At 46.2% G+C, this 18,688-nt stretch carries 15 protein-coding genes; 12 read left to right on the forward strand and 3 right to left on the reverse strand.

The features are described from left to right. Positions 1-68: 68 nt before the first annotated feature. Complete coding sequence (locus ACN08W_RS05470; protein WP_419103840.1) at positions 69-1,292, reverse strand: PTS transporter subunit EIIC; 1,224 nt, start codon at positions 1,290-1,292, stop codon at positions 69-71. Positions 1,293-1,465: 173 nt separating this feature from the next. On the opposite strand from ACN08W_RS05470, the gene ACN08W_RS05475 reads away from it, so the two are divergent. From ACN08W_RS05475 to purL, 7 genes are all read left to right on the forward strand, one after another. Next, complete coding sequence (locus ACN08W_RS05475) at positions 1,466-1,696, forward strand: glucose PTS transporter subunit EIIB (RefSeq protein WP_419102335.1); 231 nt, start codon at positions 1,466-1,468, stop codon at positions 1,694-1,696. A gap of 39 nt (positions 1,697-1,735) precedes the next feature. Continuing rightward, positions 1,736-2,200, forward strand: coding sequence for a PTS sugar transporter subunit IIA (locus ACN08W_RS05480; RefSeq protein ID WP_419103841.1), 465 nt, complete (start codon positions 1,736-1,738; stop codon positions 2,198-2,200). A gap of 23 nt (positions 2,201-2,223) precedes the next feature. Beyond that, positions 2,224-2,943 (forward strand): GntR family transcriptional regulator, encoded by a 720-nt coding sequence (locus ACN08W_RS05485; RefSeq protein ID WP_419103842.1) that lies wholly within the window; start codon positions 2,224-2,226, stop codon positions 2,941-2,943. A 185-nt stretch (positions 2,944-3,128) separates the two neighbouring features. Next, on the forward strand, positions 3,129-4,010 hold the full coding sequence (locus tag ACN08W_RS05490; RefSeq protein WP_419108987.1) for a hypothetical protein: 882 nt from the start codon (positions 3,129-3,131) through the stop codon (positions 4,008-4,010). Positions 4,011-4,194: 184 nt separating this feature from the next. After that, positions 4,195-4,446, forward strand: coding sequence for a phosphoribosylformylglycinamidine synthase subunit PurS (purS, locus tag ACN08W_RS05495; protein WP_419102331.1), 252 nt, complete (start codon positions 4,195-4,197; stop codon positions 4,444-4,446). Positions 4,447-4,452: 6 nt separating this feature from the next. Next, positions 4,453-5,250, forward strand: coding sequence for a phosphoribosylformylglycinamidine synthase subunit PurQ (gene purQ, locus ACN08W_RS05500; protein WP_419102330.1), 798 nt, complete (start codon positions 4,453-4,455; stop codon positions 5,248-5,250). Positions 5,251-5,314: 64 nt separating this feature from the next. Continuing rightward, positions 5,315-7,630, forward strand: coding sequence for a phosphoribosylformylglycinamidine synthase subunit PurL (gene purL / locus ACN08W_RS05505; protein WP_419108988.1), 2,316 nt, complete (start codon positions 5,315-5,317; stop codon positions 7,628-7,630). A gap of 76 nt (positions 7,631-7,706) precedes the next feature. Here purL and ACN08W_RS05510 read toward each other — a convergent pair whose 3' ends face one another. Together ACN08W_RS05510 and ACN08W_RS05515 are read right to left on the reverse strand one after the other, a co-directional pair. Further along, entirely contained in the window at positions 7,707-9,137 is a 1,431-nt protein-coding gene (locus ACN08W_RS05510; RefSeq protein ID WP_419108989.1) for a polysaccharide deacetylase family protein, read from the reverse strand. A 27-nt stretch (positions 9,138-9,164) separates the two neighbouring features. Then, on the reverse strand, positions 9,165-11,108 hold the full coding sequence (locus ACN08W_RS05515; RefSeq protein WP_419108990.1) for a glycosyltransferase family protein: 1,944 nt from the start codon (positions 11,106-11,108) through the stop codon (positions 9,165-9,167). Positions 11,109-11,227: 119 nt separating this feature from the next. Here ACN08W_RS05515 and ACN08W_RS05520 point away from each other — a divergent pair, with 119 nt between their 5' ends. The 5 genes from ACN08W_RS05520 to ACN08W_RS05540 all read left to right on the forward strand — a co-directional run bounded on the left by ACN08W_RS05520 (position 11,228) and on the right by ACN08W_RS05540 (position 18,688). Then, positions 11,228-11,968 (forward strand): DUF6270 domain-containing protein, encoded by a 741-nt coding sequence (locus ACN08W_RS05520; RefSeq protein ID WP_419103867.1) that lies wholly within the window; start codon positions 11,228-11,230, stop codon positions 11,966-11,968. Further along, a complete protein-coding gene (locus ACN08W_RS05525; protein ID WP_419103846.1) occupies positions 11,965-12,618 on the forward strand; it encodes a hypothetical protein in 654 nt (217 codons plus the stop codon). The genes ACN08W_RS05520 and ACN08W_RS05525 overlap by 4 nt, the downstream gene beginning before the upstream one ends. 6 nt (positions 12,619-12,624) lie before the next feature. Further along, positions 12,625-14,094: a hypothetical protein gene (locus ACN08W_RS05530; protein ID WP_419103847.1), complete on the forward strand. Its 1,470-nt coding sequence runs from the start codon at positions 12,625-12,627 to the stop codon at positions 14,092-14,094. After that, complete coding sequence (locus tag ACN08W_RS05535; protein WP_419108991.1) at positions 14,087-16,558, forward strand: bifunctional glycosyltransferase/CDP-glycerol:glycerophosphate glycerophosphotransferase; 2,472 nt, start codon at positions 14,087-14,089, stop codon at positions 16,556-16,558. Before ACN08W_RS05530 ends, ACN08W_RS05535 begins: the two co-directional genes overlap by 8 nt. A 105-nt stretch (positions 16,559-16,663) precedes the next feature. Then, entirely contained in the window at positions 16,664-18,688 is a 2,025-nt protein-coding gene (locus ACN08W_RS05540; protein WP_419107087.1) for a CDP-glycerol glycerophosphotransferase family protein, read from the forward strand.

Raw genomic sequence — 18,688 nt, forward strand, 5'->3', positions numbered from 1 at the left:
GGGTCCCCAACTTCTCGTGGCCCCCCCCCCCACCCCCCCCTTTTTTGGAGCGTTAGTTGTTTTGACGTTTATGCGTTAGGAGTGTTTACGTCTGCTTCTTCTTCACGACCGGGGGTTCGTAGATTCCATTTACGGATAACGAAACGGAAGGTGAAGTAGTAGATAACGGCGTAGCACAAACCGATAGGGATAATCCAGATGGAGTTTTGCGAAATACCGAAGTTGAGGAGGTAGTCGATGGCTCCTGCAGAGAATCCGAATCCGGCATGGATACCTAATGCGTTGGTCAGCATCATGGCCGTTCCGGTAAAGACTGCGTGGATAACGTAGAGTGGCCAAGCAACGAACATGAAGGAGAATTCAAGAGGTTCGGTAATACCGGTGAGGAGTGCGGTGATACCGGTGGAGAGCATAACGCCTCCGATGAGTTTCTTCTGTGATGGTTTTGCTTCTTGCCAGATGGCTAGTGCTGCTGCTGGTAGTGCGAACATCATGATGGGGAAGAATCCTGTCATGAAGACACCAGCAGTAGGGTCACCAGCGAAGAATCGGTTAAGGTCGCCTTGTACACCGTTGTAATCGCCGATGAGGAACCAGACGATGGAGTTAAGGATGTGGTGGAGACCAACGGGAATGAGCATACGGTTCAGGAAGCCGTAAATACCAGAGCCGATAATCGCGTTTGCGTAAACGGCTTCACCGACGCTCTTAAGAACTGCGTCAAAAGCAGGGTATAGGAGGCTCATAAGCACACCAAGGACGATGGCGGCGAAGGAGGTGAGGATTGGGACAAGTCGACGTCCGCCAAAGAATCCGAGCCAGTCGGGGAGTTTGGTGCGGTGGAATTTTTGCCAGAGTAGTGCTGCGGTAATACCAATAACGATACCGCCAAGAACACCGTAGTTAATTTTTTCTTGTTCGGCGCCTTCAGCTGCTGCTCCAAGCATGATAGGAGACATTGCGGTGAAGACGTTGTTAAGGACGACGTATCCGACAGCTGCTGCTAGCGCGGTAGATCCGTCACCTTTTTTCGCAAACCCGAAGCTAATGCCAATAGCAAAGAGGAGAGGCAAATTTTCGAAGAGTGCTCCACCTGCAGCGCCGATGACGCTTGCTACATCTTGCATACCAGGAAGTGCGCCGAGAAGGTCTTTTTGTCCGAGGCGTAGAAGAAGGGCAGCTGCTGGAAGCGCTGCGATGGGAAGCATAAGAGAACGCCCAAAACGCTGTAAGACTTTCATGGATTTTCCGTCTTTCAGACTTTTTCGTTCCGTTGTCGCCGGGGTCGACATGGGTCCTCCTTGATAGGGGGTAGGGAGTTATTGATGTGTGTATGACCTCTGGTACTGTTTATAACCAGTGATATAAGATACTATAGTTCATGATGAAGAACCTGCCAAGAGAATATCGAGGATAAAGTTCTTAGATCACCCATAACCACTCCAACCTCAGTTAGGAAAACATCATGTTTGATGCAGAAAAAATTCTAGAAGCACTCGGCGGAGCAGATAACGTCGAAGAAATTGAAGGTTGCATCACCCGCCTTCGCGTAGAAGTTGACGACGCCGAAGCCGTAAACCAAGACGCCCTCAAAGCAATGGGAGTTCACGGAGTCGTCGTTCTTGGATCAGCAGTTCAGGTTGTTGTAGGACCAGTAGCCGACACCTTGGCAGAAGACATTCAAGACCTTCTCTAAACCCCATATACATAAACCTCCAGAAGAAGGAGACTTACCATGACACAGCTCCTCGACGTCTATGCGCCATGCGCTGGCGAACTCAAAAGCCTCTCAGACGTACCAGATGAGGTATTTTCCCAAAAAATTGTTGGCGAAGGCATCGCCATCGAACCGACAATTGAAGACGACGAAACCTTCGAGGTTAAGGCCCCGTTTGACGGCGCGATTCTCAAACTCATGCCTCACGCATTTGTCATCGCAGCTTCAACAGGGGAAGCGTTACTCGTTCACGTCGGTATTGACACCGTAGAGTTTGCAGGTGAAGGCTTTGAACACTTTGTTCAAGAAAAAGACAGCGTTACACGCGGGCAAAAACTTATGAAGGTTGATGCCAGCGCCCTCAAAGAAGCAAAATCTTTGATGTGCCCAGTCGTCGCGCTTAAACCTACACAATGCACGCTGGTTCCAGTAGAAAACTCTACGCTCTCTACAGAAACCGTCGTTTTACAGTTGTCTTCCTAGAACTATTCTTCGAGAATACTCTTATGTTGAAACATGAACGCGTCCGTGCGCAGTTAGAAGAGCTCATACACTCCAACTATCGTTCTGGAGATTGCCTCCCCGGAGAGCGTTTTCTCGAGCAAAAGTTTGGGGTCTCTCGAATTACCGTTCGACGTGCTATCTCTGAACTTGTCCAAGCTGGGCTATTAGTAAGAGTTCACGGTAAAGGCACTTTTGTCTCGCACGGACGCGTTCAATCACATCTACACCTCGCATCTTTCCACGAGGACATACGCAACGCAGGGATGACACCTGGCACCAAAGTCATTGACGCGTATTGGGAAGAACCACCAGAGAATCTTCAAAAATTCTTCCCACAAACACAACGCTTGCTCCACCTTAAACGTCTTCGCTTAGGAAATGGGCTTCCTGTCTCTGTTGATCAAAGTTGGATTCCAGAAGATATTGCTCAACCCTTTGTTCATAGCGACCTTACGTCTTCTCTCTATGAGCTCTTCTCGAGTTCTGGCACCCCAGTAGTTGGAGCGCAACAAACGGTTGAAGCAGGCAAACCGTCAGAAGATTTAGCTCACCTTTTAGAGATATCACCTCGCGAACCGGTACTCATCTTTCACCGGTATTCCTATACGCTCATTGATGACATAAAGTTTCCGATAGAACATACTGTATCTACATATCGTGCAGACCGATACCGTCTATCCATGCATGTAGAGAGCTCTTCCTCGACCTGCTCTGCACGCTAAAGTTATCACCGATATATATTTCAGAACTTATCCAAACGACAGGGAAATCACAGCTACGACAGCCCCAAGAGTCCTCACGCGCCAGTATGATGTAAAAAGACTGAAATATTAAGAAGTGCAACGCGTCTTTTCGTAGTCACATTTCTACTGTTAACTTCATGTACCACTTCTACCGATTGAGAACTATGTCCAAAAAATTTATTACCTGTGCAGCTCTCACAGGACTTCTTGCCCTCAGCGCTTGTGGCGCTCAAAATAGCACGGCTTCCTCTGCGGCCTCTAGCTCGACTCCTAGCAGCACGCCCAGCGCGACCCCATCAGCTACGGCAACCCCAACACCATCAGCAACACCTTCGGCGACCCCCACACCTAGTGAAAAGCCAACACCAACCCCTACCGTAGTTGAAGAAAAACCAGCCGAACCTGAGACAACAGAACCTGCTCAAGAAGAAACACCTGAAGGGCCAACCCCTGAAGAACTAGCTTACGAACAGGCTAAAAAAGATGCAGAAGCTGCCGGTTTCCAAGCGATTAACGCCATCATCGAAGATATGTATTCGCAAGGCCTTGCCGGCTCTGCAGCAGCTAAGAAAAATCTTTCCGACAAAGTCTCCACAGCGTTATCTAATGACATCAAGTCTCGCGCTAACGCCAAAACACCTTACCGTGAGCTACTAGAACACACTCCTGAAGAGAAGCTCATCCCCATCCTTGAGGATGTTAAGAACACTGCCCCCTACGCATCTCGTGTAGACACCACCGGCATGAATACCGCTGACCAGCTTGCACTTTTCATGCTTTTGGCAGATGTGAGCAACGGCGTCAACGACAGCAACTACCGCTACTATGATTTCCAAGCTGCAGATAACACCGAAGTAGACTTCAACGGCGATAACAAAGTCACGCTCAGCAACATCACCAGCAAGGCTAACGACGTTAACGCACGCTTTGTCGATATGTCTAACCCCGAAGAGAACTATAATTTCTCGCTGATTAGAACGGATCAGGGCTGGCAGCTCGAAGGACCAGTCATGCTGGACTATTTCACCGAGCAAATTCACCGCTAAAATATATTTTTATATTACGAAAGCACTCATACCCGACGTTTTCCCTTCTCATTAGGGAGAATACTACTCGGGTGTGAGTGCTTTAGTATTTCTCATAACGTGGGGTCCAATTGTCCTATCCATAGGCTAAAATGATACTCGGCTCACATATTTATTTACGTACACTCAAGGAGTGCTCACCCCAATGGCCCGTATTGTCGTCGACGTTATGCTCAAACCAGAAATCCTTGACCCTCAAGGTAAAGCCATCGCCAACGAACTACCCCGTATCGGACTCACCCAATTCACAGATGTCCGACAAGGGAAACGCTTTGAACTATCCGTCTCCGGCGAAGTTACTGAAGAACTCCTCCAACAGGCTCAACAAGCTGCTCAGGAGCTACTTTCAAACCCCGTCATCGAAGATGTTGTCAACGTTTCGGTAGTGGAGGACTAAACAAACATGGTTGAGTCTCTTAGCGCACACGAAACACCCCTCATCGGAGATTTCACAACACCTGCACCAGAAGAACAACTCAAAGACGTTCGCGTAGGCGTTATCACATTCCCTGGAACACTTGACGACAGAGACGCTATGCGAGCAGTAACACTCGCCGGTGGAACACCCGTACCGCTGTGGCACGATGAAGCCAACCTACATCAGGTTGACGCAGTCATCGTTCCCGGCGGTTTTTCATATGGAGACTACCTGCGCGCTGGCGCCATCGCAGCGAAAGCCGCCGTCATGGAAAAAGTTATCGACGCCGCACAATCCACACAGGCACTACCCGTGCTAGGTATCTGCAACGGCTTCCAGATTCTCACCGAATCACACCTACTACCAGGGTCCATGATTAAAAATGATCATCGAAAGTTTATCTGCCGAGACCAAACACTACGAATCGAAAATAACACCACCCCATGGACACGGCATTATGAGGCCGGTCAAGAAATAGTGGTCCCACTCAAAAACCAAGATGGTCAATACGTTGCAGACCCTAAAACTCTTGAAGAACTAGAAAACCAAGGACGTATCGTCTTCCGCTATGTTGACGTAAACCCCAACGGTTCACGTAACAACATCGCTGGTATCTGCAACGAACGAGGTAACGTCGTTGGACTCATGCCACACCCCGAACACGCTGTAGAACCAGGTTTTGGGCCCTCCTCCTCCGGTGATGGAAGCCGCACCCTACGTGGTGGCGCTGACGGGCTAGGGGTCTTCTCCTCCGTTTTGAGCACACTCGTTACACACCCTTAGTTCAGTTTCTTACCCATCGCAGAGAAGTCTTCTTCGATGGTTTACCACAAGGATCTACCTACTCATGAGCGATAAGCAATTCAACCTAGACACCGTAGAAAATGCTGCGGCAACCCCCAATACACAACTGCCGTGGGCTGAACTTGGTCTCAAAGAAAACGAGTTCAACGACATCGTTGCACTCCTTGGACGACGCCCCACCGCAGCAGAATTAGCCATGTATTCTGTTATGTGGTCTGAACATTGTTCCTATAAATCTTCCAAGATTCACCTTAAACAATTCGGACAAAAAGTCACCGAAGAAATGACCCAAGACCTCATGGTTGGTATGGGAGAAAACGCCGGTGTGACAAACATCGGCAATGGTTGGGCAGTCACCTTCAAAATTGAGTCGCATAACCATCCTTCCTATGTCGAACCATATCAAGGTGCAGCAACCGGTATTGGCGGTATCGTCCGTGACATTATTTCAATGGGTGCCCGACCTGTAGCTGTCATGGATCCACTACGTTTTGGCGCTATTGACCACCCCGACACTCAACGAGTTCTACCAGGTGTTGTCTCAGGTATCGGCGGATACGGCAACTCTTTGGGGCTACCTAATATCGGTGGCGAAGTAGAATTCGACTCCTGTTACCAAGCAAACCCCCTAGTCAACGCTCTTGCTGTTGGCATTATGCGCCATGAAGATATCCGCCTCGCTAATGCTTCTGGTGTAGGCAATAAAGTGATTCTCTTCGGCGCACGCACCGGTGGAGACGGTATTGGTGGGGCATCGGTACTCGCCTCAGAATCTTTTGACGACACTAAACCCTCAAAACGACCAGCAGTTCAGGTAGGAGACCCTTTCGCCGAGAAAGTACTCATCGAATGTTGCCTAGAACTTTTCAAAGGCTCTGTCGTTGAAGGCATTCAAGACCTTGGCGCAGCCGGTATTTCTTGTGCAACAAGCGAACTCGCATCCAATGGTGAAGGCGGCATGCACGTAGACCTCACAAAAGTTCTATTACGTGATCCGACCCTCACCCCAGGAGAGATTCTCATGTCAGAATCTCAAGAGCGCATGATGGCCGTTGTCACCCCAGAAAATCTAGAACGTTTTGAGCAGATTATGCACAAATGGGACGTTGAGTACTCAATTCTAGGTGAGGTAACCGATACTGGTCGCCTCATCATTGAATGGGACGGCGAAATCATTGTCGATGTAGACCCTAAAACTGTTGCCCATGATGGGCCTACCTATGAACGCCCCTATGCCCGCCCTGATTGGCAAGACGAAGTACAGTCCCAACACTTTACAGGCTCTGCGGAGGACGCTCAACGCCCCACCCAAGAGAACCTTGCCGAAGCCATTATTGACTTCATGGCAAGCCCTAATATGTGTTCAAAGAGTTGGATTACAAACCAATACGACCGGTATGTTCAGGGTAATACAGCGTTATCGCAACCTGATGATTCTGGTGTCATTCGTGTTGATGAGCAGACCGGTGCAGGTGTTGCCCTAGCAACAGATTCTTCTCCACGATTTAGCTATCTTGACCCTTATACAGGCTCACAAATCGCTCTAGCAGAAGCATATCGTAACGTATGCACTGTAGGCGCTCGCCCTGTTGCTGTTTCAGATTGCCTCAACTTCGGATCCCCAGAAGACCCTGATATTATGTGGCAGTTCGTAGAATCAGTCCGCGGACTGGCCGATGGTTGTCAAGAACTAGGCGTCCCCGTGACCGGAGGAAACGTCTCCCTCTACAACCAGACTTCTGGGCAAGCTATCAAACCAACCCCCGTTATTGCCATGATGGGCGTCATGGACGACGTAACCCGTCGTGTGCCTTCTGGGTGGCAACAAGAACATGATGGGCAAGCAATCTACCTTCTTGGCACCACCCGTGATGAATTAGATGGTTCTGAGTGGGCGCGGTATTGCGGACACCTTGGTGGCATGCCTCCTCAAGTTAATCTAGCTCAAGAAAAACTTTTAGGTGACATGCTGGTGAACATGTCTCGTGATGGCATGATTGACGCTGCCCACGATGTCTCCTCTGGTGGTATTGCTGCCGCTGTAGCTGAAGCCTGCTTACGTTTTAATGTTGGCGCTCGTATTGGTCTTAGTGAAGTTGCTGAACGAGATGGCGTCGATTTGTTTACGACGCTGTTCTCGGAATCTACCGGACGTGTTATTGTGTCTGTTCCGCGCTCCGAAGAAGTACGTTTCAAAGATATGTGCACGGCACGAAATTATCCTTTTGCACGTATCGGCGTCGTTGATGCGGCTTCTGAAAATCTTGATTTTCAGCAGGTTGTTGTTCCACTCAATCAGCTACGTGAACGTTGGGAAAATACCATGCCACAGTATTTTGGCGAGGTAGCTCAAGGCTAGATACTAGCTACCTAAAAAATATAGGATGAGGGGTGCTCACGTCTTTTGAGGTGAGCACCCCTCAGCTATATGTTCTCTATACGGCAAGAAGCTTAACGTCTTCTGCGTCAGCATCAATTTCCACGACAATGTTTTGTTCGTCTAGAGGTATTGTTGCTACATGGCGGAGATAGAATGTTCCGGATTCTGGAACCTCATGGTATTTCCTTGATTCCCCAATCCTAGACATAACTTTACTTCCAGGTGTTGCATTTACTTGTGCGCTTAGTTCACGCGTAGAACCAGATACGTTTTGACGATACTTAGAATGGGTAATGGTCGTTCTGAAGGGATTCCCAGACGAAATTGGAAGAATGTTATCACGGTAACATATCGAACGATCAGCGACTCCTAATCCTGAAACAGTTAGAACCATAAGTGCGCCTTGATCACGCAGCTGAGCAATATATTCGAGTGTCTTCTTGAAGTCTGTAAAAGACATCTTTTTCTCTTGTCCAACAGAATTCATATGCCACATTAAAACCACCCCCATCTTCCATTCAACAGCTCTATTGATGAGGTCTCGTGCTCTCAAAAAATTATAGGAGTCTAGGGAGTAATGTGTCTGGCCATCTCGCATAATTCCATCAAGAGGGCGAAAATAACTATTTCGTAGATACCCGGATGCTAAACCATGATTTTCGAGGATAAGTTTTCCAGCATAACTATCCCCCCATTTTTCAGGGGAATCTGAAGGCATATGGCCTTCGTACTTTATGCTGTCCCCACCAGGAGGAGCAAAACAGTCTATGGGGATACGTGGCATTTGTCTCCGCAGTTTATTACGGCCACCAAGAATCTCGTAGCGTAGCTTCTCATGAGGGGCATCGGTATGAGTCACTCCGTGGTTCCAGACTTCTCCACCATGGTGAATAACGTAATTCTGGATACTTTCAAAAGTATCTTTTTCTTTAGAATTCTCACCCACTCGGTTTGAGGTAGTAACTCGTGTAAAAGGGAAAGCATATTTCTCGAGGAGAGATAGTGCCATCTCTTTGAACTCTAAAGCTCCATCGTCAAAGCGAAGAGCAATAGCAGCTCTCCCACCAGTTCCTATCTTTCCTCCTTTACGGGCACTAATATTCTGTTGAAGAATAAGATGTTTACCTGATAAACTCAACGATTCTTTAGGTATGACGGTCTTTGCACCCGTATGTTCCTCTTCAGTAAAATACTTTTCCCAAGAGTTCCAACGTATTTTGGGTTGTGGAAGTTTTCCTTTTTTATAGCTATTTAGCGCTGTCCACCCAATAATTTTTGGTTTTTTCTGCTCGCCGAATCGTGCGTACACCTTATTCTTTTTAGATACGACAGTGAGCCTTTGAAAAAGTACTTTCCCAAAATCAAATACTTCTACAATCGAGTCTTTATAGGCCTCTTGAAAGTTTGGCAAACCTCTACAACTTTGCTGTTGTACAAGGTATATTCCTTCACGATTCATAGCGTCAAGGTCATCTACATATTCCATATATTTCCATCCTCATATATTGAGGGATTAGAACATCAGGTGTTCTAATCCTTTCCCATAAAAACGTAGCGGAGATTGTGCCAATAACTCGCGGTCTTCAACATTCCACGCATGAGAGCTGGCATCGCCACTGCGCATTTGCAAGAAGTTAAACCTATCCGAAGAGTAAATCACTCCCCCATCTTGATGCACAGACGATAAGAAGCCCGTATCTTCACCCCGATTTCCAGCAGGAAATGGGTGTTCAAGAAATACTTCGCGAGTGCCTGTAATGGTTGGCCCCATCACGAAGTTCGTGTATTTATGCTCGCGTTCTGGGTTGCGTAGCAACGTCGCGTTATGCGCCTGAAGATGCATATAGTGTGCCTGTTTACCGACGATGTCTGCACCAGAATAAGCAAGAGCAAAAAGCATATCTTGAAGATAGTGTTCACCGTAGAGGTCGTCATCGTCGACTTTTGTGATAATTTTTCCATCTGCGCTACGCACTAGTTGGTTTAAACATTCTCCCAGAGAGAGCGTTGAGTCTGCTCGTAGTATTTGCAGTTCTATTCCGTAGTCGCGTGCTTTAGCTTGAAGCTGTGGTGTTGGTACGTCAAACCCGTGAGTGAGTAGGTTAAGTTGTACTGGAACTGGCGAAAAGCTAGCAACAGTTTTAAATACGTGGTCGATATGTCCGGGTCTGTTCGTTGAAACAATAACGGTTGTCTCAGGTAGTTGGTGTGGGTGTTGTTGAGGTGTTTTCCCAGCAGCTTGCAATACTTGCATAGCACGGTGAGTGTAGGTGTGTGCAGACCAGATTTTTCGTTGTGCAAGGTGCACCGTACGGTCATTGAGCTCTGGAGAGTTTACCAGTGCTTTGAGCATATATTCTGCTTGTTTTTGGGTAGTCGCGATAGGTACTTCTTCATCGGTAAAGAAGCGCGGTATAGCCTCTGAATGAGTCGTTAGTACGGGCGTTCCAGAAGCTGTAATTTCAAAAACTCGTCGGGCACACATACTCGGTGAGTCAGTAACAGAGTTGACGTTTAGAAAGACTTTATACGCCTTATACGCGGTTAACATTTTTGCGTACGAAAGTGATCCAACTATTTTTTGGCTAAAAGGTTCAGGAAACTGGTAGTTTGGGTCGTCGTTGAGGAATCGCGAAAAAATTTCTAGCCCGTGATCCATCGTAGGGCTAACCGCATATGCGGCGCCAAGGAGCATGTCCATTTGTTCACGACGTTCTGGGTATTTATGAGCAAAATACATTCCGGCGAAGGCAATATCTCGTTCGTGGAATCCGTGTGGAGGTCGGGCAGGGTTATGGATCGCTTTTTGTGCGGCAAAGGCGAGCGCAGAGATGTTACGGTGCCCTAGCCGTTTTTGATATTCAGGAATTTTCCGTTCATCTGAGGTGAATACATAATCAAATAATCGTGCGGTAGGAAGAAAATCTTCAAAGTGTGGGGGGTCTTCTTTATTCCAAAAGATGGTGGGAATATGATGCGCCTTGCAATAGTTGATGATGTCTTTTAACGCTGTTGAGGGAGCATTTTTTCCGGTCAGTTGGTATTGCCAGGCGCCGTTATTACCTGCCCATGCTGATTCGACAAAAAGTAAATCTATTCCCGTGTTAAGTTGTTCTTCCCATGTGCTGGGGTCTAGCGCAACGGTATTAAATTCGTAGCCCCATGCTGCAGCTGAAAAATCATCGAGGATGACGGCTACACGATATTCGTTGAAGGTGGGAGTGCGTTCTATAGGACTGGAAAACTCTGGAAAGTCGAGTCTTAGGTGTTGATTCTTCCCTGAAAAGAGTGTTTTCAGCGGGGAGGAGCGAGTAATATGGGGTCGAGCGTCAGCACCTTTAACAACGTGTTGTCTGGTGGTGAAAGCTCGAAGCTGTTTGCGCCCGCCAGTGCGTAAATGCCAGGCAGCTCGTCTAACGTAATTAATCGCTTCAATAAGGTGGGAAGAGGACGACATTGGTTTTCTCTTAGTGACGGTTCTACACTTTATAACAATCTGCTACTAATGTAGCTTGTACTAGTTTTTCATAGAAGTTAGGGAACAAGACGCTGAACAGTACACCGATTCGCACTTTTATCTATGGTTCTTGCGTTTCGCGGGATACCTTTGAACTGGTGCCTGCTCAAGATTATAAGATTCTCAATTATGTTGCTCGTCAATCTGTTATTGCGATGAGTCGAGATGCTAGTGAGCTTTTCCCTTCTGGTGTGTCGTTCTCGTCTAAGTTTCAACAACGCATGGTTGAAGGCGATTGGCAAGGTAACGCTTGGCAAGAGATCACCAGCAATAAGGATAATATTGACCTGCTCATCTGGGATATTTTTGATGAGCGCCATGGCGCATATCGTTTTGATAATGGTGCAACGGTGACGCGTTCCAGTGACTTGTTAGGTTCAGAATTGACAGAGCATGTGTCGCAAGCTTTCCTCTTTGTTTTTGGTACAGACCGGCACTTTAATTTCTGGAAGTATTGTGTCGGTTACTTCGTCAAAAGCCTTAAGAATGCCCGCCTTTTCGACAAGACCGTTGTCATTAAAGTTCCTTGGGCTGAATATTTTGATTCTGGAGAGTCAACGCCATCAAGTATGGGAACTTCAGCTAAAGAAGCAAATAACCTATACGCCCGTTACTATGATTTCTTAGAGTCGTTAGGGTTCCATATGGTTGATTTGAGCGATTATCCTGTGCGCGCAGAGCCCCTCCACCAATGGGGTAAGGCACCATTTCATTACACTTTGGATGTTTATCAGGAAATCATCCGTCAGCTTCAAGAACTAGGGTTCTTGCCTCATCCTGAGAAGAGGAGCCAAGAGTGAACGCCCCTAAAACACGGCGCAGTTTTTCGTCTTGGTTATGGGGCTCTTTCCAAGATACTGACGAGCATGAGTACCAATCAGAACGTGGCTTTCCGGTACCTTATGTACCGTTAGGGCGTCTAGTTCATCGTTCCAACGAAGAAAACATTAAACGTGATTCTGATTCTTTAACTCAGATGATTTTTGGACAGAATCTTCGTCATGCTCCCGAGTGGTGGAAAGGTGCTACTGCTGTCGGTATTGTCAGTAGAGAATTACAAGAAACCTTTTCTGAAGAGTTAGTGAGCTTGTCTCCAGGGTGGTCTTATGGGGTGTTGAACGCTCTTTCTCCTAGTTTTTTTGTGATTGAAACTCGTGCCTTTGAAACAGGCCTATGGGCTTGTGCATTATCGCCTGGGAGTGAGCATCTTTTTGATGAAATATCTACGTTGACGAACCTCTCTCAGCGCAAACTTATTACCGTTATCCTCATTGATAATGCAGAGCTTGATGTTCGGCCAGCGCGCTCTTTTACATTAGCTAGTTCTTTGTCACGGTTACGTAGAGCAACCCCTGGTTCATTAGATTCTTTGGCCAATAACGATCCTTATGCGATACCTTTATCTGGGTTTTTATCTCGCCTTGACCAGTATCTTACGCAGGAGGTGTAGTGTGCTATGGATATTCTAATTGTTTTAGGAAACACTTCTGCACAGAAGACGATGACACAGATGTCTCGTGATCTTGCCGCAGCTTTAGAACGGCATCATATTTCTTATAAGATTCAGCGTTATGAAGGAAGCACTCAAGGTATTGGGCAGTGGATTCGACAGCATAGTATCCAGGAGCAAGCTCAGGCTGTTATTTGTGTTGGGTATACGTTGTGTTTTTACGCAGCACAAGATGCTTCTCTTGATGTGCCTCTAATGTGTGCGCTGCCTGATATACCTGGCACAGCAAATGCTCTTTTCGATGATGCTACTGATAAGTTAGAGACTATCGCCTCCGTTTCGGACCTTCTCTTCGTTGCAGACGAGACGTCACGCTCTCTTTTGGAATATGTTGTTCCAGGCGTTTCTGGTCGGGTACGTTTATGTTCAGATGTGCGCACTATTCGTTCGTTGCTCAAGGAAACTCGTACTTCTCAGAGCAACCACCGCATTTTAGTCAGTAGTCATGATTTTCGTTTTATTTCTGATGCGGTCTATATGCTTCAGCGTATTCCAGGTGTGGAAGTACGTCGGCAACAGTGGCAGTTGAGTTCGGAGACTCCTCCCGTTGATGATAGGAGCGCAGATTCTTTAGAATGGGCAGATACTATTCTGTGTGAGTGGGCAGGACGTAACGCGGTCTGGTATTCGCATCATAAACGTCAAGGACAACGACTCTTTGTTCGTCTCCATGGTTTTGAAAGTCGTTCTGAATGGATAGAGCAGTTAAATCTTTCTGCAGTAGATAAAGTATTTACAGTATCTGAGTTTTATCGTGAATCTCTTATTAATGAGTTAGGATGGTTGCCTTCTCAGGTTGCTGTTATTAATAACAGTATTAGCTACCATTCTTTTGACCGTGTTAAAGATCCTCATGCTGAGTTCCATCTTGGAATGTTAGGGTACACCCCATTGTTGAAACGCCCTCATCTTGCCGTCCGTATTTTACGTCAGCTTCTTGAATGGGATTCTCGTTTTATTCTGCATTTTCGAGGGGAGTCTCCGTGGAATAAGTCATGGATTTGGCAAAATAGCCCGCAAGAAGCCGATGGCTATCGTCAGCTATATCGTCTGATTGGGGATGATCCATTACTTAGAGAGCACATTGTTTTTGAGCCTTCTGGTGCTAACGTTGAATCGTGGTTTACGAAAATTGGTTGGATTTTGTCCCTCAGTGAACGTGAGACGTTCCATCTTGCCGCGGCTGAGGGCATGGCTTCGGGTGCGGTACCTCTCTTTTTACAGCGTACCGGTGTAACCGAAATTTTTGGTGCCCATTGGGTCTTTGAGAAGCCTGAAGATATTGCGTCTTTCATCTATCACACAGTTCAAGCTGGAACATGGCAAGAGCAAAGTGATAAAGCCTCATCATATGCTGCACGGTTCGACTATGTTCAGTCCAATCACCTATGGCGTAAGGTGCTTCTTGGTGAGTAATCCGCTCTTTGACGTCATCATTCCAGCTTCTCACGCCCATGAGACTCTTTCTCGTGCAGTAGATTCGGCATTAGCCAGTGACCTCGTCGGGCAGGTACTGATTGTGGTTGATGGCGGTGAACAAACTGCACAGGTTGCTTGTCGTCTTGGAGTAGAGCAAAATCGTGTCCAAGTGTTGTATACGGGAGAAGACTATAGCCCAGCCTGTCGTGGGGTAAGTGTTGCTCGCAATATTGGGTTAGAGCACGCTCGTTCTGAATGGGTGACTTTTCTTGACGCCGATGATGCATACGATAGTAACTATTTTGAAGCAATCAAAGATTTTCTCGATTATAGTAGTCATCCGCCATCTATCATTCATACTCGCCCGTTAAGGGTGCTTAACCAGCAGGTAGAGGATACACATCCCTTGCGGTATCGTTTTGCTTCTGGTGATTGTTTGGTTTCTTTAGAAGACGATCCTCACATGATTGGTCTTTCAGCAGTGTGCGCTGTTTTCCCTCTACAAGGTCTTAGGGATTATAGTATGCAGTTCAACCCTGAACTTAGGTTTTCTGAAGACGCCGATTTTATTGTTCGGTATCTTCTACAAGCACAAGGGCTAGTAGGTTTTAGTTCCCACGCCCGATACCTCTATTCGGTCGGTTCTTCAGGTTCTCTCAGCACTCGTGCTTGGAGTATGCCTGAGAAGTATCATCTTCCGTTTATTCACGCCTATTACCAGTGGATTAAGCAATGCTCAGGTCAGTTACCTATTTGGCTTCAGAACGTCCTCATCTATGAGCTAAGTTGGTATATTCAAGCTGACAGAGAGGTTTTTCATCCTTCATTAGAGCTTACCTCGACAGTACGTCAGAGCTGTGCTAAGCATATTCGACAGGTCGCTCGTTATCTTTCTGCTCAAACCATAGAAAATTATGCTCTAACACCGCTAAGCCTAGACCGAAGAATGATGTTGTTAGCATGTTCTGAGTCCGTTCGAACTGACAACATACTTAATGGTTATGTCATTCGTTATCAGCAACGCCCATGGCAGAAGAGTCGCAAATATACGTATTTTTTTGTGGGCAGTCTGAGACAGGAAGAATTTTTGACGTCCGATGGATTCCGACTCTTTTCCGAACACAGTACATGGGTTAGTCACACGCTATACGATACGGAGTTTGCACGAGAACGTATCCTTTGGTTTTCTGATTTGGTGTCTCAAGCGCTAGTTCATCATGAAGTCTATGAGGTATCTCCCTATAGGGGATTACCGCAGTTGCCTCGATTAGCTCAAAAGCAAGAGGCAGCACCAGCTGTTATAGATGCTAAAACGGATTCTCAGAAGGTGTCGCTTCGTAGAACTCTTTATAAGTTGCGTCAGAAGTTTTGGCATCTGAGGAAATCTATTACTCATCAGGGTTCTGTTCTTGAAGATACCGCCCAGATACCGTTGTGGCTTTATATGGATAGGGCGCATCGCGCTGGAGATAATGCAGAAGTTTTCTACCAATATGCTCAGCATCATGCACCGCAGGTTCAGCACGTCTTTGTGTTGAGTTATTCTTCCCCTGATTGGGCGCGTTTGGAGGAGCTAGGGTATCACCTTGTTGCGGTAGAAAGTGAAGAGTATGTTCGGTATGTGCGACAAGCACAATTCTTATTTCTAAGTGATATTAGCGATGGGCAAGTTGTATCTGCCATTCAAAAGTTAGGTCAGCACCAGTGTTTAGTGTTCTTGCAGCATGGTGTTATTCGACATCAGATTTGGCGTTGGCTTAATCCTCGTCGTATTGATTTGATGGTAACCAGCACGATTGAAGAAAATGAGCTTCTGCTGGCAGAAGGTTCTCATTACACCATTAGCGCTCCTGAAGTCATCGCTTCTGGGTTGCCTCGTTTTGATAGGTTAAATCATCTTATTCAGCAGCAAACTCACCGGAATATTGTGCTGATTTCCCCTACATGGGATAGCAGTTTATGTGCTCATGGTAGTGGGCAAGATCTTCAAGATTGGGTTAATCACTGGACAGCAGATTGGTTGCCACAAAAATTTTATGACGAGCGCGGTGTGGAGCTTCATCCTGTATTTTTTGTGCATCCAAATATGGAGTCTGCCATCAATAAGTATCATATCGATTTTCCGGTAGAGACTTGTTATGGTCATCAATTTCATGAGTTTCTTGCTCGTTCTTGTGCTGTCATAACAGATCGCTCCTCCATTGCTGAAGACAGTTGGTTTGCGGGTGTTCCTGTTATTCGAGTACTAGAACCTACCGAAGCAGCGCTACCCCATCGTCGGTTGAAGAACGTTCCTCAAGAGCAGGGCCCTGTTGTTGATGGGTTAAGAGAAGTTCCAAGGTTATTGCTTTCAATACATCAGTTATATCGGGGCCCACATAATAATTTGGAGAGACATTCATGCAAAGTTTTATTGAGAACTATTCTTAATAACTATGCTCAATTTTCAATTCCTTCATAAAATCAATTCTTCAGAACTGTAAGGAAGGTAGGATATTCCTTTTTTATCACTTAGACTGGTGTTTACGCATAAACATTTCCCCATATACGTTTCTACGAGGTATCCATGCCGGCAGGCGCCAATCTTCTTACCGTTATTGTCGAATCTCCCAATGGTTTAGATAAAGAATCTGAACTATATCGACGGCTTGTTTCAGCACACCTATTTTGGGAAGACAGATATTCGATAGAAATTGTTGAGGACCTCCTCAACACTGCAACCATTAAGGCTCTCTGCTCAAGAATCAACAGCAAATACATAGTGTTCATGAAAGACACACACCGTATTTCTCTTGAATACATGCCAACCTTGTTAGAGACCCTCGACGAGAAAACCGAATACCTCGTCGAACCAAAAATTTACATGGGAGAAGTGCCGGCGCTCACCTCACGCACCAAAATAGATAACAACTATTTCTATAACCGAGATACCGACGTCTTTGGTATTGCCTACAACACAAAACGCCTTGCCGAATTATTAGAAATAGTCTCCGATTTAGACCGTTCCAGCCTATACATCACCTATCGCCTATACTGGTCCATTAATTCAGCACCACGCATCGATACCGGATATTCCGTATCTTCTGTGACAAAAGTAGCTATCGGAATCGTCCCCGAACAAACCATTGACAGAATGGTTCCACTAATTTCTACTACCTGCCAAGAACTACGTCTTTATATTCTGCGGCTACTCATTCTTTCTCTTCGTGGGCTTCGCGGATCCAAGAAGAGCACCTTATCTATCGGACATATCCGCGAACTCATACGCTTCTTTGGGCTTGAAGAACTCTCAAGTTTCGCAGAGGCGTTAAACCCCTTTGAACTAGGAATGTTCAACTGGTTTGCAGATCCGAATAACTCTCGCTACCTCTTCAAACAGCTCACTGAACGAGACGCTTATTTAGAGTTCCCTTCAGAGGAAGAACGAGATGAATCGTACTATCATTTGTACTCCATCGAGTTCCCAGAACAGACTGTAGAAATTGGGCGTTCTTACCTTTCCAAAGAGTTGCGTGTTGGACGTGAACGCCCCGGATCTTATGACTTCTACTCACGCCCTATTCGTCCTAACTCGACCATCATTTTCTATGACCGCCCCATGCAAGCGGACGATAACGCCGAACACCTCTACGATTATTTCACCAAGAATTATCCAGAATATAACAACGTATATTTTGCGCTGAATAAAAAGTCTCCGGATTGGGAGCGTCTCGAAGAAAAAGGATTCAAGCTTATCCCCTTCTTCAGTGATGAGTTCTATGAGAAATTCCTCATCTCAGATCTTGTCGTAGCTTCACAGATTTATAACATTAGCTACCGCGGGAAAACCCTACAAAATTCACGGTTTGTGTACCTACAGCACGGTATTCAGCTCAACGACATGACCGACTGGATTTTGTCTAAGCACTTTGACATTTTTGTTGCTACCGGAAAGATTGAAGCAGATTATCTGAGCAAGCTTGCAGCAGTAGAAACACTCAATTCTGGCATTCCTCGTCTAGAGACATTAGCTCAGAACATGAAAGACCCCGAACATCTTTTATTCATGCCAACATGGCGTTTTAATTTGCAAACTGCCACTACCGAAAGTTTCATCGAGTCAGACTATTTCAAGTCAATTAACGGTATTATGACAAACCCGAAGTTACTTGAATATCTCGAAAAACACGATAAGAAACTCCTCGTTCAGTTGCACCCGAACACTGAACGACGTGCAGATTGCTTTGAATTCTCTGAACGTGTTGTGCTCTCAGATTTGAGCTATAGCGAGGCTATCGCATCAGCAGAGATGGTCTTTACCGATTATAGTTCCGTCGTTCTTGACGCCGCTTTTGTTGGTATTCCTATCGCATACTATCAGTGGGATCTTGATGATTTCTTTGAAGAGCAGCCTTATGAGTCACGTCTTGATTATGAGAAAGATGGCTTAGGTCCGGTCTTCAAACATTCCGAAGATATTTTGAACTATATTCTCAACGAAACATATCTTCAGCCTTCAGAAGAGTATGAACGTCGCCGTGCGGTGTTCTTTGAAGGAGTCTCAGTAGATCGTATTAGCTCAACAATTATTGAAAGGATGCTGGAACTTTAA

Origin of the sequence: Rothia sp. CCM 9419, from assembly GCF_048512815.1 — a bacterium.
In the GTDB taxonomy this organism is placed as follows: domain Bacteria; phylum Actinomycetota; class Actinomycetes; order Actinomycetales; family Micrococcaceae; genus Rothia.

Bases quoted from the DNA above. Each gene is read 5' to 3' on its own strand.
- ACN08W_RS05470 (WP_419103840.1), bottom strand. From the start codon at position 1,292: ATGTCGACCCCGGCGACAACGGAACGAAAAAGTCTGAAAGACGGAAAA.
- ACN08W_RS05475 (WP_419102335.1), top strand. From the start codon at position 1,466: ATGTTTGATGCAGAAAAAATTCTAGAAGCACTCGGCGGAGCAGATAAC.
- ACN08W_RS05480 (WP_419103841.1), top strand. From the start codon at position 1,736: ATGACACAGCTCCTCGACGTCTATGCGCCATGCGCTGGCGAACTCAAA.
- ACN08W_RS05485 (WP_419103842.1), top strand. From the start codon at position 2,224: ATGTTGAAACATGAACGCGTCCGTGCGCAGTTAGAAGAGCTCATACAC.
- ACN08W_RS05490 (WP_419108987.1), top strand. From the start codon at position 3,129: ATGTCCAAAAAATTTATTACCTGTGCAGCTCTCACAGGACTTCTTGCC.
- purS (WP_419102331.1), top strand. From the start codon at position 4,195: ATGGCCCGTATTGTCGTCGACGTTATGCTCAAACCAGAAATCCTTGAC.
- purQ (WP_419102330.1), top strand. From the start codon at position 4,453: ATGGTTGAGTCTCTTAGCGCACACGAAACACCCCTCATCGGAGATTTC.
- purL (WP_419108988.1), top strand. From the start codon at position 5,315: ATGAGCGATAAGCAATTCAACCTAGACACCGTAGAAAATGCTGCGGCA.
- ACN08W_RS05510 (WP_419108989.1), bottom strand. From the start codon at position 9,137: ATGGAATATGTAGATGACCTTGACGCTATGAATCGTGAAGGAATATAC.
- ACN08W_RS05515 (WP_419108990.1), bottom strand. From the start codon at position 11,108: ATGTCGTCCTCTTCCCACCTTATTGAAGCGATTAATTACGTTAGACGA.
- ACN08W_RS05530 (WP_419103847.1), top strand. From the start codon at position 12,625: ATGGATATTCTAATTGTTTTAGGAAACACTTCTGCACAGAAGACGATG.
- ACN08W_RS05540 (WP_419107087.1), top strand. From the start codon at position 16,664: ATGCCGGCAGGCGCCAATCTTCTTACCGTTATTGTCGAATCTCCCAAT.